The sequence below is a fragment of the Psychrobacter sp. ER1 genome (assembly GCF_048631835.1).
Classification (GTDB): Bacteria; Pseudomonadota; Gammaproteobacteria; order Pseudomonadales; family Moraxellaceae; genus Psychrobacter.
In genome coordinates this window covers 1823956-1842508 of record NZ_CP184640.1, presented here as the reverse complement: position 1 = coordinate 1842508, position 18553 = coordinate 1823956, and the positions used below count along the sequence as shown (strand labels likewise).

At 43.0% G+C, this 18553-nt stretch carries 14 protein-coding genes and 2 pseudogenes; 7 read left to right on the top strand and 9 right to left on the bottom strand.

Annotation, left to right across the window (positions count from 1 at the left end; genetic code table 11):
* Positions 1 to 51: 51 nt before the first annotated feature.
* Entirely contained in the window at positions 52 to 177 is a 126-nt protein-coding gene (locus ACOBWA_RS08290) for a hypothetical protein (RefSeq protein ID WP_420229014.1), read from the top strand.
* 121 nt (positions 178 to 298) lie between these two features.
* A complete protein-coding gene (locus ACOBWA_RS08285; protein WP_420229013.1) occupies positions 299 to 988 on the top strand; it encodes a hypothetical protein in 690 nt (229 codons plus the stop codon).
* Between the two features lie 132 nt (positions 989 to 1120).
* Here the strand turns inward: ACOBWA_RS08285 and ACOBWA_RS08280 are convergent, their stop codons facing one another.
* Entirely contained in the window at positions 1121 to 1717 is a 597-nt protein-coding gene (locus ACOBWA_RS08280; RefSeq protein ID WP_057760540.1) for a cob(I)yrinic acid a,c-diamide adenosyltransferase, read from the bottom strand.
* Between the two features lie 233 nt (positions 1718 to 1950).
* On the opposite strand from ACOBWA_RS08280, the gene cysS reads away from it, so the two are divergent.
* The 5 genes and pseudogenes from cysS to pdxH all read left to right on the top strand — a co-directional run bounded on the left by cysS (position 1951) and on the right by pdxH (position 9620).
* Positions 1951 to 3411 (top strand): cysteine--tRNA ligase, encoded by a 1461-nt coding sequence (gene cysS / locus ACOBWA_RS08275; protein ID WP_420230748.1) that lies wholly within the window; start codon positions 1951 to 1953, stop codon positions 3409 to 3411.
* A 176-nt stretch (positions 3412 to 3587) separates the two neighbouring features.
* On the top strand, positions 3588 to 5549 hold the full coding sequence (locus tag ACOBWA_RS08270; protein ID WP_420229012.1) for a mechanosensitive ion channel family protein: 1962 nt from the start codon (positions 3588 to 3590) through the stop codon (positions 5547 to 5549).
* Positions 5550 to 5826: 277 nt separating this feature from the next.
* The gene (gene guaB, locus ACOBWA_RS08265; RefSeq protein WP_057760534.1) at positions 5827 to 7299 is read left to right on the top strand and encodes an IMP dehydrogenase; all 1473 of its coding nucleotides are present in this window, start codon (positions 5827 to 5829) and stop codon (positions 7297 to 7299) included.
* 211 nt (positions 7300 to 7510) lie between these two features.
* A pseudogene (glmM, locus tag ACOBWA_RS08260) lies at positions 7511 to 8877 on the top strand (phosphoglucosamine mutase).
* A gap of 71 nt (positions 8878 to 8948) precedes the next feature.
* The gene (gene pdxH / locus ACOBWA_RS08255) at positions 8949 to 9620 is read left to right on the top strand and encodes a pyridoxamine 5'-phosphate oxidase (protein WP_420230747.1); all 672 of its coding nucleotides are present in this window, start codon (positions 8949 to 8951) and stop codon (positions 9618 to 9620) included.
* A gap of 141 nt (positions 9621 to 9761) precedes the next feature.
* Here pdxH and ACOBWA_RS08250 read toward each other — a convergent pair whose 3' ends face one another.
* From ACOBWA_RS08250 to ACOBWA_RS08215, 8 genes and pseudogenes are all read right to left on the bottom strand, one after another.
* A complete protein-coding gene (locus ACOBWA_RS08250) occupies positions 9762 to 10805 on the bottom strand; it encodes an HlyD family secretion protein (RefSeq protein ID WP_420229011.1) in 1044 nt (347 codons plus the stop codon).
* On the bottom strand, positions 10778 to 11023 hold the full coding sequence (locus ACOBWA_RS08245) for a hypothetical protein (RefSeq protein WP_420229010.1): 246 nt from the start codon (positions 11021 to 11023) through the stop codon (positions 10778 to 10780). Before ACOBWA_RS08245 ends, ACOBWA_RS08250 begins: the two co-directional genes overlap by 28 nt.
* Positions 11024 to 11108: 85 nt before the next feature.
* Positions 11109 to 12797: an MFS transporter gene (locus ACOBWA_RS08240; RefSeq protein ID WP_420229009.1), complete on the bottom strand. Its 1689-nt coding sequence runs from the start codon at positions 12795 to 12797 to the stop codon at positions 11109 to 11111.
* Between the two features lie 413 nt (positions 12798 to 13210).
* The gene (locus ACOBWA_RS08235; protein WP_057760525.1) at positions 13211 to 13840 is read right to left on the bottom strand and encodes a glutathione S-transferase family protein; all 630 of its coding nucleotides are present in this window, start codon (positions 13838 to 13840) and stop codon (positions 13211 to 13213) included.
* Positions 13841 to 13870: 30 nt separating this feature from the next.
* Positions 13871 to 14548: a type 1 glutamine amidotransferase domain-containing protein gene (locus ACOBWA_RS08230; RefSeq protein ID WP_201607834.1), complete on the bottom strand. Its 678-nt coding sequence runs from the start codon at positions 14546 to 14548 to the stop codon at positions 13871 to 13873.
* A 239-nt stretch (positions 14549 to 14787) separates the two neighbouring features.
* The gene (locus tag ACOBWA_RS08225; protein WP_420229008.1) at positions 14788 to 15837 is read right to left on the bottom strand and encodes an NADP-dependent oxidoreductase; all 1050 of its coding nucleotides are present in this window, start codon (positions 15835 to 15837) and stop codon (positions 14788 to 14790) included.
* 167 nt (positions 15838 to 16004) lie between these two features.
* Positions 16005 to 17215, bottom strand: a pseudogene (locus ACOBWA_RS08220) (iron-containing alcohol dehydrogenase).
* A 369-nt stretch (positions 17216 to 17584) separates the two neighbouring features.
* Positions 17585 to 18061 carry a TetR/AcrR family transcriptional regulator gene (locus tag ACOBWA_RS08215; protein ID WP_420229007.1) on the bottom strand — a complete coding sequence of 159 codons (477 nt, stop codon included), beginning with the start codon at positions 18059 to 18061 and terminating at the stop codon, positions 17585 to 17587.
* Positions 18062 to 18553: the final 492 nt, after the last annotated feature.

The following is an 18553-nucleotide window of genomic DNA, read 5'->3' as shown; positions in this document are numbered from 1 at the left end:
ACACTGTCAGTCAGTGGCGGTACGAACCTGTAAATTGGGAGTAGAGTTAGTATGAGCGTAGCAAATATAAGTTTGAGCAAGTGGCATAAAGTTGCTGGGATTGGATTGGTATGTGGTTTGGCGCTTGCAGGCTGTGATCGCTCAGATAAAAAGACACTACTGAGCAGGCAGAGCTAACAGAGCAAGAGACGGTCGATGCTGAAAACAGCGTTGCACCTGCGATCAGTTGTGATGATCCTATGGTGCAAGATCGCCTTAAGTCAGCTCTAAAAATACGCTCAATCAACAAGCACAGTCATTGGCTGCCAATTATGCAAATGATGCCGAAATCAGTTTAGCAAACGGCGTGGTTAGCGAAAAAACCAATGGCGTTGTCATTGACGTCCAAAACGCTGCCATCTTGCAACAAGCCAATGAGAACGGTATGACCACTTGTCAAGCAAGTGTCAGCATGACGCTACCAAGTGAAGACTTGTATCAAGCCAGTCAGGTACAAGCGGCCAATAATCAGCCAAGTCTACAATCGCGTTTAGCGCAAGACAATATCCGCATCAATAACAATATGCTCGTTGATGACGCGTTCACTTACATCGTCGGTACTCAAGGCGGTCAAGTGCGTACACGTATTGCAGGTCAGCCTGCTTTGATTACTGTCGTTGCAGATGTGATGGCAGGTTCTGTATTTAAAACTGCAATGGATGAGCAACGCGCCCAACGTGCTGCTGAGCGCCGTGCAACGCAGAACAATGATACGACTCAAACAGCGCCAATCCGTCAGCCAAGAACCGTAACGCCAGTTGAGCCAATTCGTCCAACTGAACCTACGCCTCCGCCAACCATCAATAAACCTGCTGAAAGTCAGAACAGTTCAACTGCAAACACCCAAGCAGCTGTTGTCGAGCCTAGCAAGCCAGCCACACCAAAAGCCGTACCTAAAGATGAAACCATTGATATGGTCATCATTGAAGACAACAGCGCGACTTATTAATTTGTCATTGTAATAAGAGATAGTGATTTCTAGTAAACCGAATTGCTATTGCTGAATAATAAAAACCCCGTAACAATCATGTCGCGGGGTTTTTTGTGTTTAAGCTATTTATTGTTAAATCCTTAGTTTGTATTATTGACTGTCAGTGAACGTTTTCAATGCTTGACTGTCCCACAATACTTCAGAGACTTTTTCTGGGTCTGTACAAAAGCGTGCAGCAACAAACAGCCAATCGGATAAGCGGTTGATAAAGCTGACGGCAGTACTGCGAATCGCTTGTGGACGCTGCTGTTGCAATATTACAGCTTGACGTTCAGCACGGCGACATACACTACGCGCCACGTGTAATTGACTGACCAATATAGAACCTGTTGGCAAAATAAAGTCTTTTAGCGGTGGCAATGTGGCATTCATCATATCTATTTGCTGCTCTAACCATTCAATATGAGTGGCATTAACCCCTTCATACTCTGGCATAGCAAGCTCGCCGCCTATATTGAATAACAAGTGCTGAATGATGACCAAGGCTTCAGAGAACTCTTTCTCTATAGACTGCCCTTTATTGTGCTTTAGTTGCGCACGTACCAAGCCGATATGTGAGTTGAGCTCGTCGATGTCACCCATGACGCTAAATAGATCGTCCGCTTTACTAAGGCGGCTGCCATCAGCCATACCAGTGCTGCCATCATCTCCAGTACGTGTGTATATTTTGCTTAAGCGATTGCCCATCTTTACATCCTTAACGGTTTTTATGATTGAATAGCGTTAGTTGCACGCTCATTGTAGTATTTTACGCCTGTTTTCGCTAAGATAATGGGTTACGTTTTATATCATGACGTTTTTTGGTCTGAATTTTTTTATTTGCTTAATTTATAGTCACAGTTGTTGGTATGGCTTATTCATACACGGCGGCTGAGATTTCACATTTCTCTATTTTATTTACGTTACAAGGCTGTTTTACTATGACCACACCACTTGCAGATGCGATGTCCCAACTTGCCATTTACGATTCATTGACTGGCAGCAAGCGTCAGTTTGTACCACTCAAAGCAGGGCAGGTTGGTATGTATGTGTGCGGCATGACTGTTTATGACTATTGTCATATTGGTCATGCGCGAGTGATGGTCGGTTTTGATATGGCCGTTCGTTGGTTGGCACGTTTGGGTTACGACGTGAATTACGTACGTAATATCACTGATATCGATGATAAAATCATTGCCCGTGCTGCTGAAAACGGTGAAGAGATTGGTACATTGACGCAGCGCTTTATTGAAGCGATGCATGAAGACGCGACGGCGCTTGGTTGCGAGATGCCAAATGCTGAGCCACGTGCGACCGATCATATCGATGATATGCAGGATATGATTGAGACATTGGTCACTGGCAACTATGCGTATGCAGGCGACAACGGTGATGTCTACTATGCTGTTGATAGCTTTGACGGTTATGGCAAATTATCTAAGCGTAATCTAGACGATATGCAGGCAGGTTCGCGAGTCGAAGTTGAGAATGATAAACGTAGTCCATTTGACTTTGTACTATGGAAAGCGGCAAAACCTGACGAGCCGCAGTGGGCATCGCCATGGGGTCAAGGACGTCCAGGCTGGCATATCGAATGTTCAGCGATGTCGACTAAGTGCTTAGGTAGTACCTTTGATATTCATGGCGGTGGTCATGACTTACAGTTCCCGCATCACGAAAACGAAATCGCGCAGTCTGAGGCAGCAACTGGTTGTGAGTATGCACGCAACTGGATGCATGTTGGTTTTATCAATGTCGATGGCGAAAAAATGTCTAAATCACTGGGCAACTTTTTTACCATTCGCGATGTCATGGCAAAATACCTACCTGAAACGGTACGTTTTTTCTTATTATCAAGCCATTATCGCAGCCAAGTTAACTTCTCTGATAGCGCATTGGATGAAGCACATAATAGCCTAAGCAGACTATATAATGCACTAAAATTGGCTGAGCAGCAAAAAGGACAGTCAATCGTAATCAATGAAGACTTAGTGGCTGAGGCTTATAATAGCGCGGTTGGTCAAGACTTCATCAAGGCGATGAATGACGACCTTAATAGCTCGACGGCCATTAGCGTCTTATTCGGATTGGCACGTGATATCAACAAAGCCATTAAAGCAGAAGACGTCGATACCGCATGGCAATTAGCCCAGCAACTAAAAGCATTGGCTCAAGTATTAAATATTTTACAGCAGCCAGTGCAGCAGTTTTTGCAAGCAGTGACTGGTGATCAGGCAGAAGATGGTCTAACGGATGCCGTTATTGATAATTTAATTATCGAACGTGCAGAGTCTAAAGCCAACAAAAACTTTGCCCGTGCTGATGAGATACGTGAGCAACTAAAAGAGGCGGGTATTGAGCTCGAAGATAGCCGTGCTGGCACGACATGGCGCCGCGCTTAAAACAACTCTTGCCGTTTATATGGTAAATAGCTACAAATCTTGTAATAAATTAAGTCAGCTTTAGGCTGGCTTTTTTTGCTTACTGAATTAGGTTAAAGCAGCGCCGATATATTTTTTATACTTTCCTTTTGTAGACTGATGGCTTTGAAAACATGAATACACTTAAAGACAATCTTATGAACCATTATTGTGCCGTTTTGCGCTCAGATGATAATCATCAAGTAGATGTAGAGAAAAGTCGTTTTAAAAGCCATGTGCTGCAAGTATTGTTGGGCTTTTTGATTGTCGCTATAAGTGTGATCTATACACCTGTTTACGCAGCAAATAATGAAAATGGACAGAGTACGAGCGAGTCAGAAAAGCAAACGCCTAGTAAGCCTGATAGTTTTACTGAATATGCCGCTCAGCAAGTCAATGCGCTTAAAGATGAGAGTGTCAGTATTTCTGGTATTACTGAAGAGATATTCGATCCTACTGAGCGTAACGCAGTGGAGCAGGCAGGCAGGCTACAAGGGGATACGGCACTGACCGGAGAATATAGTGAGAGTTACTATATACTCGATAAGCTAAATGCTGGGTTGCCGCCATTATCTGAGCCACCTAATTTAGAAACACCGCTTGCAGCTTTAGAGTTTTTTCAATCAGCGTTAATGAAACAGCAGTATGATTTGGCCGCTTACGCGCTAAACATGAATTTGATTGATGAGAAAAGCCAACGTAGCCGTGCGCTTGATCTCACAAAGCGACTAGATTTCTTATTGTCCGAAAAAGAGCTATATGTATTCGACGATATGCCAGATCGCCCCGATGGCTTAATTGAACCACCGCTTGGTAATAATAGCAGTGTCATGGGTATTGCTAGACGCTCTATCCAGCTTGGCTATATTGATTATCGCGAGCGCCGCGTTCCTATCTATTTGCAGCGAGTGCGGGTAGGGGATGAAGCACCTGTCTGGGTGTTTTCGGCGCAGACAGTAGGCAATATTGATAATCTCTATGAGCAGTATCATCCAGCCGAGTTTGAGCGTTATTTACCCACTTGGTTAAAGCTAAAGTTTTTTGGGATTGCGCTATGGGAATTCTCAGCGCTGATATTGTTCTTTTTATTAACCATGGGTATGGGTTGGCTACTGAGTAAAGGTACTGCAAAAATCATCAATCATTATATCGATGAAGAAAAATACAGCATGTATGTTGGCAGTACCAACGGCGTCGCAGATTTGGTTAGCAAGCTAACAGTACCATTAACCTTTACCATCAGTTTTTCACTGGTTTTTACCTTGGTTTCTGGTGGTTTTCCTTATTTGGATGCAGTCGCCTCATCTACGCGTCCACTCATTTGGATTGGACTGGTATTTAGTACCATGTGGTTGGGTATTCGTATCATTAACTTTTTTGCCAATCGTTATCAAGATATGCAGATTGAAAATTTGGCTGCAGAGCATTTTGATAAAGAACGTCGTCGCCGTACCTATGTATCGATATTCCGTCGTGTGTTTATTTTCGCGATGATTTTGGGAAGTTTCTGGATAGGTCTTAGTGAATTTGCCAATATGGAAGGCCTTGGCAAGACGTTACTGACTTCAGCGGGTATTGCAGGTGTGGTTATCGGTATTGCAGCACAGCCAATATTAGGGAATATCATCGCTGGTGTGCAGGTAGCAGTGACGCAGCCAGTACGGATTGGCGATAGTGTGATAATGGATGGTAATTTTAGTACGGTTGAAGACCTGCGTTACACGTATGCCGTGCTAAAAACATGGGATGAGCGACGATTGATCGTGCCGATGCGTGAGCTAATCACTGAACGGGTAGAAAACTGGTCGCATACAGAAGTTCATCAGACCTGTCCTGTGTTTTTGTATATCGATTATGGCGCAGATATCGACGCTATCCGAGAGGCATTTATATCGATGGTCAAAGACAATAAGCTTTGGGATAATAAAACGGAACCCGAAATGTATGTGGTTGATGTGACCGAAAATACCATTCAACTGCGCGGCGCTGTTTCATCGGTAGGGCCTATAGAGGCATGGACGCTGGCTTGTGAGATACGGGAGCAAATGCTTGGTTATTTGCACGCACAGCAGAACAAGTATCTACCTACAGAGCGCTTTACGTTAACAAAAGGCGACTAGAGATTGGGTATAGCGATGAGCTTTGCGAGCCTGATTAGCTTTAAAAGCGAGTTATTAATGGTTTGAAGCATAATTGTCATCGATAAAGACGCACTTGTGTAAAATAATCTGACAAATATAGTGTGTCAGCGAGGCGCTTATTTGTTATAATGTGGCGTTATTTTTATAGGATAACTGAGTGGTTAGCGATGAGTCGGCACTGTGCTTGCAGCTGCAATGATTGATACGCTTGACCCTGAGCTCCTACCCATCAAAATAACCACCACTAGGGGTCTGTATGTTGCGAATTGTCGATGAAGCCTTAACCTTTGATGACGTTTTATTATTACCAGCCTATTCTGAAGTTCTGCCAAAAACTGCTGATCTGTCTACTCGTTTGACCAAAAACATCACACTTAATCTTCCGTTAATCTCTGCGGCGATGGATACGGTGACTGAGTCTGAAATGGCTATCACTATGGCACAACTTGGTGGCATGGGTATTTTGCACAAGAGCATGGACATCGAAAAGCAGGCCACCCAAGTACGCCGTGTCAAAAAATTTGAAGCGGGTACCGTCGTTGATCCTATCACTGTGCATCCAGAGATGACGATTGGTGAATTGCTACGTTTGACGCAAGATAACAATATCTCAGGTGTGCCTGTGGTCGAAAAAGGCACAGATAACGTTGTGGGTATTGTTACCCATAGAGATTGGCGTTTTGAGACCAATTTATCGTTGCCAGTTAGCCAGATCATGACACCTAAAGAGCAGCTAGTAACTGTACATGAAGGTGAAAGCAACGAGAATATCAAAAGATTGTTGCATGAGCACCGCATCGAAAAAGTCATCGTTATTGACGATAACTTCCGTCTGCGTGGTTTGATTACTGTTAATGACTTTGCCAAAGCTGAAAACAATCCAAATGCATGTAAAGACGAACAAGGTCGCCTACGTGTTGGCGCGGCTGTTGGTACTGGTGCCGACACGCAAGCACGCGTTGAAGCATTAATCGCCGCTGACGTTGACGTTATCGTCGTTGATACTGCACACGGTCACTCAAAAGGCGTGATCGATAAAGTATCTTGGATCAAGAAAAACTACCCGCATGTACAAGTAATCGGTGGCAATATCGCAACAGGTGAAGCTGCAATCGCTTTACGTGACGCAGGTGCTGATGCAGTAAAAGTAGGTATCGGTCCTGGTTCTATCTGTACTACGCGTATTATCGCAGGTATCGGTGTACCACAAATCTCAGCGATTGATAATGTTGCTAGCGCCCTAAAAGACAGCATTCCATTGATTGCTGACGGTGGTATCCGCTACTCAGGTGACATGGCAAAAGCAATCGCTGCAGGTGCATCATGCATCATGGTTGGTTCACTCATGGCTGGTACCGAAGAAGCGCCAGGTGAAGTTGAGCTGTTCCAAGGTCGCTACTATAAAGCGTATCGCGGTATGGGTAGTTTGGGTGCGATGTCAGGATCAAATGGTTCTTCAGATCGCTACTTCCAAGATGCAAAAGATGGCGTAGAGAAGCTAGTACCAGAAGGTATCGAAGGCCGTGTTCCTTATAAAGGACCAGTTGCGGGTATCGTTAATCAGTTGGTTGGTGGCTTACGTTCATCAATGGGTTATACTGGTTCTGCCACTATCGAAGATATGCGCACCAATCCGCAGTTTATCAAAGTAACCTCAGCGGGTATGAAAGAGTCGCATGTGCATGATGTGCAAATCACTAAAGAAGCACCGAACTATCGAGTAAACTAGGTCGTTCCATAAAATGCTTCCCTTTTATAGATTTAAATCGTATTAATGTTAGCTGAGACGTAAGGCTGCAGCGAGCTTAGGATACAAACAGCCAACAATGCTCTGTTATTGTTGGCTGTTTTTTTGTAAAATACAGAAACAGATTATTACAACAATAGCATTGCCTGCGTATACGTTTGGCCTTTTATTTTTTTGACTTGAGGAACACATAATGAGCTATTTTGGCACTGATGGAATTCGTGGAAAATTTGGTGAATTACCAATTACACCGGACTTTATCTTAAAACTAGGCTATGTCACTGGGCTTGTTCTCATAGAAAAAATGAAAATCCTACGCGTAAGCCAAGTGTGGTGATTGGTAAAGATACGCGTCTGTCAGGCTATGTGATTGAGGGAGCGTTACAAGCAGGTTTTAATGCGGCCGGTGTTGATGTCTATATGCTTGGCCCATTGCCAACTCCAGCGATTGCGCATTTGACCCGTAGCTTTAATGCAGATGCTGGTGTAGTTATTTCAGCCTCGCACAACCCTTATTATGATAATGGCATTAAGTTTTTCTCAGGTGACGGCAAAAAACTTACTGATGAGATGCAAACTGCAATTAATGATAAATTGACGGCAATTATGAACGACGTTAGTAGTGATGTTGCCATAATGCCTATTCTTGATCCTGCAAATTTAGGTAAGAACAATCGTATTAACGATGCAAAAGGTCGCTATATTGAATTTTGCAAAGGCAGCTTCCCTTATCAGTACGACCTTAGTCATCTGACGGTAGTAGTGGATTGTGCCAATGGCGCAGGCTATAGCGTAGCACCTAGAGTCATGCGCGAGTTGGGTGCCAACGTGATTGCCATCAATAATACGCCAGACGGTATCAATATCAATGCTGAATGTGGTTCCACCCATCCTGAAAGCTTACAAAAGGCTGTGCTTGAGCATGAAGCAGATGTCGGTATTGCACTAGATGGTGATGGTGACCGTATCGTAATGGTTGATGAGACTGGCAAGCTGATCGATGGTGATGGTATCTTATATGTGCTTGCTACCCAAGGTAAAACCAAAGCTGAAGGTGTTGTCGGCACGCTCATGAGTAACATGGGTTTAGAGCTGGCGCTAAAAGATGCTGATATTCAATTTACTCGCGCAAAGGTGGGTGACCGTTACGTGATGCAGGATTTAGAAGCTAATGGCTGGATATTGGGCGGTGAGCCATCTGGTCATATTCTCTGCTTAGACAAAAGTCGCACAGGAGACGCTATCATTGCTGGTTTGCAAGTATTGGCAGTGATGCAAGCCAGAGAGCGTGCGCTAAGTGAGCTTGTTGAAGGTTTTGAAGTGTTACCGCAAAAGCTAGTCAATGTACGTTTGTCTCAAATGCAAGACCCATTCAAACATGAAGAGTTGGTTGCTGCTTTTGATAAAGCACAGGCAACGCTGGAGGGTCGTGGTCGTCTGTTGATACGTCAATCAGGTACAGAGCCTATGATTCGCGTGATGGTAGAGTCAGATGATGAAATAGAGTGTGATGTAATGGCTAATGACTTAGCTGATCTTATAAAATCAGTACTAGGTTAATAGTATTTAAGGCAATGACTGGTATTCAAGACAACAACATTATAGTTTTCAAACAAGGAGTTGCCATGAGCATGGACTTTACCGACCAACGCCTCTCATACGAGAAAGGTGAGCTTGACCAACAGTCAGTACCAACGTCACCATTCGAGCTCTTTAAAGCTTGGATGAATGAAGCATTAGCGCAAAAGGTGCAAGAGCCTTATGCAATGAGTTTGGCAACATGTGGCGCAGACAATAAGCCTAGCGTCCGTATTGTGTTACTACGCGAAATTACTGAGACAGGTATTGTCTTTTATACCAATTATGAAAGCGCAAAGGGGCAGGATATTGAAGAGAACCCTAATGCCGAAACGTTATTCTTCTGGCATGAGCTGGAGCGCCAAGTCCGTATCAGCGGTAGTATTGCTAAAATCGCTGCTGATAAATCGGCTGCTTACTTCCAAAAGCGTCCCCATGATAGTCAAGTAGGCGCTTGGGTCAGTCAACCGCAAAGTGGTGAAGTGGCCAATCGTGAAGTCATGGAGCAAACGTTTGAACAGCTTCAAGCAGCGCACCCTGACAATACTACCGTACCAACGCCAGAGTTTTGGGGTGGGTATGAAATTACGGTTGAAAGTATTGAATTTTGGCAAGGTCGCGCCAATCGGATGCATGACCGAATTGTGTATACGCAGAGTAGTGGCGACAACAGTGAAGTCAGTGAAGGCAATACAAGCTGGACAATCAAGCGTTTATTACCATAGTTGTTGTAGCCTCAAGCTATAGATTATAGAAAACTAAAAAGCCACTCTAAATCCAATTTCTTTGGTGTCTAGAGTGGCTTTTTTACGTTAGCTATTTACCTTATTTGGTATTATTTTTTATTTATCTTTTTATTCAACCTTTCATTTAATATTGGTATCGACATCCACTGAAACTGACATGCCAGGGCGTAAGCGTGCCAGTTCAGGCTGGTTTTGGTCTAGGTCGATGCGTACAGGAATACGTTGAGCGATTTTTATGTAGTTGCCTGTCGCAGGGTTGGCTGCAGCAGCACTAAACTCGCTACCAGTGGCTGGCGAGATATTACTCACGTGCCCCGTAAATTTAGCGCCACCAAGTGCATCGACATGAATGGTCGCAGGTTCACCGATTGCCATATTGGCTATTTGAGTTTCCTTAAAATTTGCAATAATCCAAATACCTTTTGGTACGATATACATGAGCTGCGTACCAGCGCTGACGTATTGGCCTTCTTTGACACTGACTTGGCTTAGCTGGCCAGATTCAGGCGCAGTGATGATAGTATTGTCTAGATTGATTTGTGCTTGCTTGACGCCTGCCTCAGCATTTTTGATATTTGCATCTAGCGATGAGCGACTGCCGCTAGTCTTTTCACGGTTTTCTTGAGCGGCTTGCAAATTAGCTTCTGCCTGCTGTACACCTGCTTGTGCTTGAGCCAATTGCGCTTTGATGTGAGCAACTTCTGCTTTTGATACCGCACCAATAGCATCTAAACCTTGATAACGGTTGACATCTTCACGCGCGCTTTCTACATTGATTTTGGCACTATACAAATCAGCCCTACGTGCTTCGATTTGCGCTTGGCTAGTTTGCGTATCTTGGTCATTGGTAGAGCGGTTAGTAAGGGCTACTTCGGTATTTGCTTGTGCTTGTTCGAGCTGCTGCTGAAAGGTTCGATCATCTATTTTTATGAGTAAGTCGCCAGCTTTTACGTTGGCGAAGTCTTGCACTGCTACCTTGGTCACATAGCCAGAAACTTGCGGGCTAATAATAGTCGTCTGACCTTTGACAAAAGCATTATTGGTTTGCTGTACCGTTGGGGTGAACGGTGGAAGCTTCCATGCATACAAAATCAATGCCACGCCAATGACAATCAATAAAATTAATAAGCCTAAGTTTAGATAGGATTTTTCTTGGGCGACCAACCAGTAGTATCGGGTATCGGCTCTTTTGGCGGCATTGGTGTTTCATTGCTATCTGAACTGTTTTCTACATCACCTTCTGCTGTCTCAGTTACTGATGGCGAAGAGGTTGTAGCAGGCTCTTCTTTGCTTATATCGGACGCTATAGGTGTGTCTGTTGTTGGAGCGCCAGTGGACGTCTGAGGTGTTTGATTAAGCTCATTTGGTTTTTCTTGGCTCATGACGTGCTCCTAAATTTTCAATAAATATTAAAATAGACTGGCTATAAATGAATGAGGTGAAACATGATTAATATAATAAGCTGAGTTATTTTGACTCACGCATTTTTGCAATAACGGCAAGCTCTTTAGCAAGGGGATTGCGTTTGTGGTAACGGTTATAAAAATAATTGATCAATAAAATAGCTGTAACGAAAGTAGCAAAACTGGCCATCAAAAAGAACAGATCGCTATAAGCGGAGACAGTTGCTTGGCGCTGAATCCCTTGCAACACTTGACTCATTGCAGCCACATTCGCTTGCGCTGTGTCCGTCGTTTGGTTTGACAATACACTACGAGTACCGGCAATTTGAGCGCTGAACGTAGGATCACCCAAGTTCAGTGAGCTGACCATATCTGCATAATGGGCCTGTGTACGAATGGTCGTAAATGCCTGAATAGCCGCTGCACCTGCCAATCCACCAACCGTTTGGGAAATACCAAAGATAACCGAAAAACTAATGATATAAGCAGGCCCACTGGCAATAGCACGCAGAAATCCTTCGAAAACCAAAGGTCCCATGAAGTATACTGCGGCAAATGCAATCAAAAACTGGCTAATATAAAACATATAAGGTGCAGAGTTGATAGAGACCCCAACGTCCATCCAAGAACCCAAAGCAATCAATGCCACTGCAAAAATAACAGGACGGCGCAAGTCCATTGGATTGGTACTAAAAATACTAATCACCAAAGCCAACACACTGGCAGCCATTATGACAGCATAAAAAGTAACTAACTGATCGTTACCATAACCCAAATTAGCAAGTAGGCCTGCAGCACCGACATTTTGCTCAGACAGCAAAATTCGCATGACTGCGCCAGTAATCATAAAGGCAATAATATTGCGACTACGCATCCAGCGGACTTGTAGCATCGGGTTTTTTCGATGTGTTTCAATCCATAGAGCGACGCCAATCCCAACAATGGCAATCATCAGTGGATAGACGAGCCAAGGCGTCGTCCACCATAAAATCCTACCTTGCACCAAAATTACAGCCAATGCCGCCAAACCGCTCGCAAAAAAGGCAAAGCTTAAAAAGTCGAGTTTCTCAAATACTTTTTCCGTATTGCCTGGTGGTAGCTCTAATATATTAATCAGTCCAAAACAAATCAGTGCCAAACCAAATTGAAATAAAAATAAATTCTCAAGCTGACCGTCGATGGCGAGATAGGGCGAGATGATTCGTGATAATGGAATACCAAACTGTATCAAGCCAAAACCCAGTATTAAGCCACTGGTACGCTTAACGGTTGGCATACCTTGCAGACAATAGAATAACCCTAAGATGGTCATGCCACTTGCGACCATACCGCTAAGTCCCCTTGCGACAATCTCTAGATAATAAGGCTCAATTCCAATATTAGGCGTATCTAGTAGATGACTACTGATTAGCCACTGTAAACTCGTGGCAGCCAACAAAAAGAACAGAGTGATTTTACTAAACAGTGACATACCAAATTGTTGGCGAATTTTGTACAGCAGAACGGTGATACAGGCATTAGTCATATTATAGCTAACAGATATCCAGCCACCTTCAGCTGGCGTTAAGCCCAGTTGACCCTGAATTTGAGTAAGATTTGCGACGAGTAGACCGTTTTGGAAGCTAGCAGTGAGACCAACGAAAATTCCAATCAGTAAGTAAAATAATTTACGGCGTGCAGGATGATCAGGGTTGGCAGGAGAGCCTACCATTATAGGTTGTTCGTGGGGCTTAAACTGATATTCGTTACTCATGGACGTACCATAATCTGTATAAGGAAATAGAATGGCATAGAACAGATTCCAGACGCAAAATCAGGTCAGTACGATGAATGTTCATAGCTTAAAAACAGCGGAGTTACTGATATAAATGCTGGTCAAACTGGAAAGATAACCTAAGAGATGCAGGGCATATTTTATCATAATCTTTATAGCGCTTTTGTCATTAGCGCGTAACTCATTGGCGCTATTGAATAAAGATATAGCGGTATTTCATGCAATGTGAGGAACATTAAAACAAACGATGCAACAAGCAAAAAATGCTATACGCATAAAAAACAGCTCTATACAGAGCTGTTTTTGTGTATCGAAAAATTGGTCAGTCAATACATAGTATTTTGGCTAATGCCGAGGTATCAATTAATACTAGGTACTAATAATACTAAGTACTAAATCGATTCATCGTATTTCGCTTCTAGCTGCATCGCACGCTGATAGCTATCAAGACTGGCTAGCTTTTCAGCATACTGTTTGATATGCGGATAGGCGTCAAGTTTCTGACGCTTCGCAAGAATAATCAAATCAAATGACAGCATAAAGTCGGCACCGCTTAGCTTATCACCTACAATAAATGACTTACCTTCAACCGAGGTATCCAGATACTTAAACAATCTGGTTTTTTCTGTCTCGATATAGCCGTTTAAAAACTCATTGTCGTTGATGCCTGCTTTGTTAGTAAATAACTCAAGCATTAATGGCAACATGAGCGAGCTTTCTGCAAAATCAATCCACTGTAGATAGTAGCCATAGTCTGAGCTTCCTGTAGCAGGGCGCAGACGCTCTGGCGCAAACCGTTCAATCAACAGCTCAGTGATAGCACCTGACTCAGCATAAATTTGTCCATCCATTTCGATAACCGGAGACTTACCGAGTGGATGTACAGCTTTTAGAGAATCTGGTGCTAAATGAGTTTTGGCATCGCGCTGATGACTGACTACTTCATAAGGAACGCCTAGCTCTTCTAAAAGCCATAGCGTACGTAATGAACGTGATTGATTGAGATGATGTAAGCGAATCATAGTATCGACCTTATTGCGTAGTGGATTTGACTAACCTTTCAGCTTCGTCATTAGACGCTTAGCAGCTTCTTCTGATGATGCAGGGTTTTGACCTGTGACTAGTAAACCATCTTCAACGACAAATGATTCCCAATCAGCCGCTTTTTCGTAGTTACCGCCATTGGCTTTCAATGCGTCTTCTACTAAGAACGGTACTACGTCTGTTAGGCCAACTGCATCTTCTTCAGAGTTAGTAAAACCAGTCACTGTTTTGCCTTTTACTAAGTACTCGCCATCGACTTTAACGTTTTTAAGTGCTGCAGGAGAATGACAAACAAAAGCAACAGGCTTGTCTTGCTTAACAAAAGTCTCAATCAGATTGATAGAATTTTTATCTACTGCCAAATCCCACAATGGGCCATGACCACCAGGATAGAATACTGAATCGAAGTCTTCAGCGTTCATGTCAGCAAGTTTTTTGGTGTTAGCCAGATGCTCTTGAGCGTCTTTGTCGTCTTTAAAACGAGTGGTGTCTTTGGTTTGCGTGTCTTCTGTGTCACTACTAGGATCTAGTGGTGGTTGACCACCAGCTGGAGAGGCTAGGGTTACATTTACGCCAGCGTCAAGAAATGCGTAGTAAGGAGCAGCAAATTCTTCTAGCCAAAAACCAGTTTTCTTGCCAGTATCGCCTAAACGGTCATGAGACGTTAGTACCATTAAAATGTTCATAATTATCCTTGTTTATTATTTATGTGTTAGTAACTATGTAGCCAACAGTCATAAGTTTTCCGTTGCATTATTAGCTGTTTTTACTTAATTAGCCTAGATGCAAATAATGACTGTTAGCATTATTCCTGCTTTGTAAGCAACTTTCAGTAGTGATATTAACAATTTATGTTGTTAAGTAGTTATTCACAACGATTGCTAACTGTCAGTAGCTGCTTAACTAGTCAATGCTTAACCAATAATTATTTAACGTCAGATACTTTGATTACGGTTTTACCAAAGTTATCACCGTTTAACATACTGACAAATGCATCTGGGGCATTGTCTAGACCGTCAGTAATGTGCTCTTTGGTTTTCACTTCGCCTGACTCTACCCATTTGTTCATGGTTTCTAAGAACTCTGGGAAGTGGTCGCCGTACTCTTCAAAGATAATGAAACCTCTGACAGTTAGGCGTTGGCTTAAGATAAGACCCATTAACATACCTAGGCGATCTTTGCCATCCGGTAAATCAGTTGCGTTGTACTGTGATACCAGACCACATACTGGAATACGTGCGTGGTCGTTAAGTAATGGCATCACTGCATCAAATACTTTACCGCCAACGTTTTCATAGTAAATGTCGATACCATCTGGACATGCTGCTTTTAATTGCTCAGCGAAGTCGTCGGCTTTGTGGTCGATACAGACGTCAAAGCCAAGCTCATTGACCGCAAAGTCGCATTTCTCTTTACCGCCTGCCACACCGACAGTGCGCAGACCATATTGATTACCCACTTGACCGACAGTGGCACCGACCGGTCCAGTTGCTGCTGCCACAACTAAAGTCTCGCCTTTCTGTGGTTTACCGATATCAGTCAGACCCATGTAACCGGTGAACCCTGGCATACCTAACACGCCTAAACCATAAGAAGGGTTTGACATGTTTTTGTCCAGTTTCAGGACGCCTTCGCCATCACTGACACTGTAGTCTTGCCAGCCTGAGTTTGATACGACTAAGTCGCCTACCGAGAAGTTGTCAATATTTGACTCGACCACTTGCGCTACGGTACCACCCATGATGACGTCACCGACTTCTAATGGGTCTGCATAGCTTTTTGCATCGCTCATACGTCCACGCATATATGGATCTAGTGACAGATATACCGTGCGTAGTAGCATCTCGTTATCTTTTGGCGTAGGAATGTCGCTAGTCGCCATGTCAAAGTTGTCAGCAGTTGGCTCGCCATTAGGACGGCTAGCCAATTTGATTTGACGGTTTGTTTGTTGATTCTGTTGTTTGTCGAAGCTCATTGTAGGACTCCTTTATATTTATTAATTGTCATTATTATAGTGGTGTTAAGTGTAGCAGCTACTCAGCATGGAATAGCTACTACTATAAATAGCATAACGATATGTACTTATTATTACTGTCGCGATTTTTCTTATAATTGTTCTGACAGTTTTTGCTATAGCGCTTATTAAGACGCTTTGCTAGTTACAGCGCGCTGCAGAATACGACGTGATACTTCTAAGTCGTTAGTACCATGTTCACCAAGCTTAACCATGTTATGCACTTCAAGCTGCTTGATGATTGGATCAATCGCTGATTCCGTCAAGTCAACGTCTTCTAGGCTAACTGGCAAGCCAAGCTCGCGGAAGAAGTTTTCAGTGTAGACAATAGCCGTTTCGATGATGGCATCGTCATCTAGGTCAGTATCGGTAATGTTCCATACGTTACGCGCATACTGAAGTAGTTTTTCTTTTTGCTTTCTTTGAGCTCACGCATGACTGATGGTAATACGATGGTTAGCGTACGTGCATGATCGATAGCGTGTAGTGACGTCAGCTCATGACCAACCATGTGAGTTGTCCAGTCTTGTGGTACACCAGTACCGATCAGACCGTTCAATGCCATGGTCGCTGTCCACATAATGTTTTTACGTGTTTCTAGGTTTTCTGGATCTTGCTTAACAACTAGACCTTCATCGATAAGGATTTTAAGCAAGCTTTCAGCAAAGGCATCTTGTACTTTAGCGTTTACTGGGTAAGTCAGATATTGTTCCACTACATGAACAAATGCATCAGCCACACCATTCATAACCTGACGCTCAGGCAGGGTAAGTGTTTTGATTGGATCTAGAATTGAGAATTTAGGGAAGGCCAATGGGTTACCAAACGGTAGTTTTGCTTGACGTTCGCTATAGTTAATGACGCCGCCTGAGTTCATCTCAGAACCTGTGGCTGGGATGGTCAATACAGCACCCAAGTCGACAGCAGAATCAATGTTTTTGCAATAACCAGTTAAGGCATCCCAAGCTTGGTCACGTGAGACAGTGCCGTCTTCTTCAGTCAATGAAGATACTAGTGCCACAAATTTACTGCCGTCAATCACAGAACCACCGCCAACTGCTAATAAGAAGTCGATGTTGTGCTCATTAACCATATCAGCGGCTTTTAATAACGTAGTGAATTCTGGGTTGGCTTCGATGCCACCAAATTCAAATACAGTACGGTTACCGCTTGCCGCTAATGCTGTTTTCACTTCGTCTAAAGTACCAGTACGCTGTGCTGAACCACCACCATAAGTAATGAGTACACGCGCATCAGTAGGGACTAGATCTGATAATTGCTCGATTTGACCTTCACCAAAAACGATACGGACTGGGTTGTAGTATTGGAAGTTATTCATAAGATTCCTAATTAGTAATAAAAAGTTTTTAATAAAAACGGTTCAATTAAATGGTTTTGACATGGGATATTGTCTGATATCAATCAATGAATGATAAGCAATGCTCGTATAGACATTCATTCTTAATATTTATGCGCATTGTACACCAATTAGACCAGTCGTCTAGTTATATTTACAAAACTCTCGTATAACTGTCTAAGCCGTATTCAAATGTCTTTAAGAAATTCGTTTAAAAAAGAGAAGGCAATGAAGCACACTGAATAATCAAGCATAGTACTGACAGCTACTATCTATGAGCGTTATGAATATTCAATGTGCCTTAATGGTTACGTTAGAAGTGCAGTCGCTAGAAATCCGAACAGTTGACGATTAGCGTCCCATTTGGGTCGTGGTCATCTGCCAAATTTCTGCTAAAGGGGTATTGGTTTGGCTAATCTTTGCAATCAAGCTTGCGCCAAGCCATGCAAAATACCAACGCTTGGCCATACTCTCAGCCGAGATGTTATCGTGACGAGGGACGGACTCATCGAGCCAGCCAGCTTTGATCTGCTTAGCGAGCCACATGGTCGTCTGCTGATAGCCAGTATCGAGTGCCTTACGCATGGTTTCTGACATATCGGCTACCTCTGCGCTGAGCTTCACTACCAAGCATTTCTCATGGTCACAGCCATTCTGCTGGGTGTCATACCAGTTTTGAAAATAATCATATAGCTTTTGCTGTGCACTGACATCTTGTGCATCGATGACATCCAACCGAGTCTTATATAAGCTAAAGTAATGATTAATAATGGCTTCACCAAAGGCTTCTTTAGAAGCGAAATAATGGTAAAAAGAACCCTTTGGCACACCTGCTGTATCTAAAATTTGCTTTAGACCAACAGCGGTAAAACCTTTTTGGCGATTAATTGGTAGCCAGTGGCAAGTAAATGAGCTTTAGTATCTGGTGTCGTTGCGTCTGTATTAGACATAAACAGGATTATCTCCCTTAGTAGTTGCTTGTATTAGCGTATGCATTAGATAGTCAGTTAAAACAGTTAGCGTTCATTTGAACGTCACGTTGATGGCGTATTGTAATAGGATATAGTTATATGTGTTACGTTTTATCAACAATATTCACTGACAAAATAGTCTTGTTTTATTAGTAGTTATGGTAGCATTAGACCAGTCGTCTAGCAAGGTAGGTTTTGTTGTTATCCGTTACCGTTAGTATTTATTGCTAAAGATCATTTTTCATTAGAGCTTTTTTAATTGATGACTATTGATTGATAGCTTGGTAACGATTTCAGACTTACTACCTGCCAGATATTTTCTCATTAAGATATCGCCGACTTAACAATT

Coding starts and splice junctions, on each gene's coding strand:
- ACOBWA_RS08290 (WP_420229014.1), top strand. CDS start 52: ATGAGCGTAGCAAATATAAGTTTGAGCAAGTGGCATAAAGTTGCTGGG.
- ACOBWA_RS08270 (WP_420229012.1), top strand. CDS start 3,588: ATGAACCATTATTGTGCCGTTTTGCGCTCAGATGATAATCATCAAGTA.
- cysS (WP_420230748.1), top strand. CDS start 1,951: ATGACCACACCACTTGCAGATGCGATGTCCCAACTTGCCATTTACGAT.
- ACOBWA_RS08235 (WP_057760525.1), bottom strand. CDS start 13,840: ATGATTCGCTTACATCATCTCAATCAATCACGTTCATTACGTACGCTA.
- guaB (WP_057760534.1), top strand. CDS start 5,827: ATGTTGCGAATTGTCGATGAAGCCTTAACCTTTGATGACGTTTTATTA.
- pdxH (WP_420230747.1), top strand. CDS start 8,949: ATGGACTTTACCGACCAACGCCTCTCATACGAGAAAGGTGAGCTTGAC.
- ACOBWA_RS08245 (WP_420229010.1), bottom strand. CDS start 11,023: ATGAGCCAAGAAAAACCAAATGAGCTTAATCAAACACCTCAGACGTCC.
- ACOBWA_RS08240 (WP_420229009.1), bottom strand. CDS start 12,797: ATGAGTAACGAATATCAGTTTAAGCCCCACGAACAACCTATAATGGTA.
- ACOBWA_RS08225 (WP_420229008.1), bottom strand. CDS start 15,837: ATGAGCTTCGACAAACAACAGAATCAACAAACAAACCGTCAAATCAAA.
- ACOBWA_RS08280 (WP_057760540.1), bottom strand. CDS start 1,717: ATGGGCAATCGCTTAAGCAAAATATACACACGTACTGGAGATGATGGC.
- ACOBWA_RS08230 (WP_201607834.1), bottom strand. CDS start 14,548: ATGAACATTTTAATGGTACTAACGTCTCATGACCGTTTAGGCGATACT.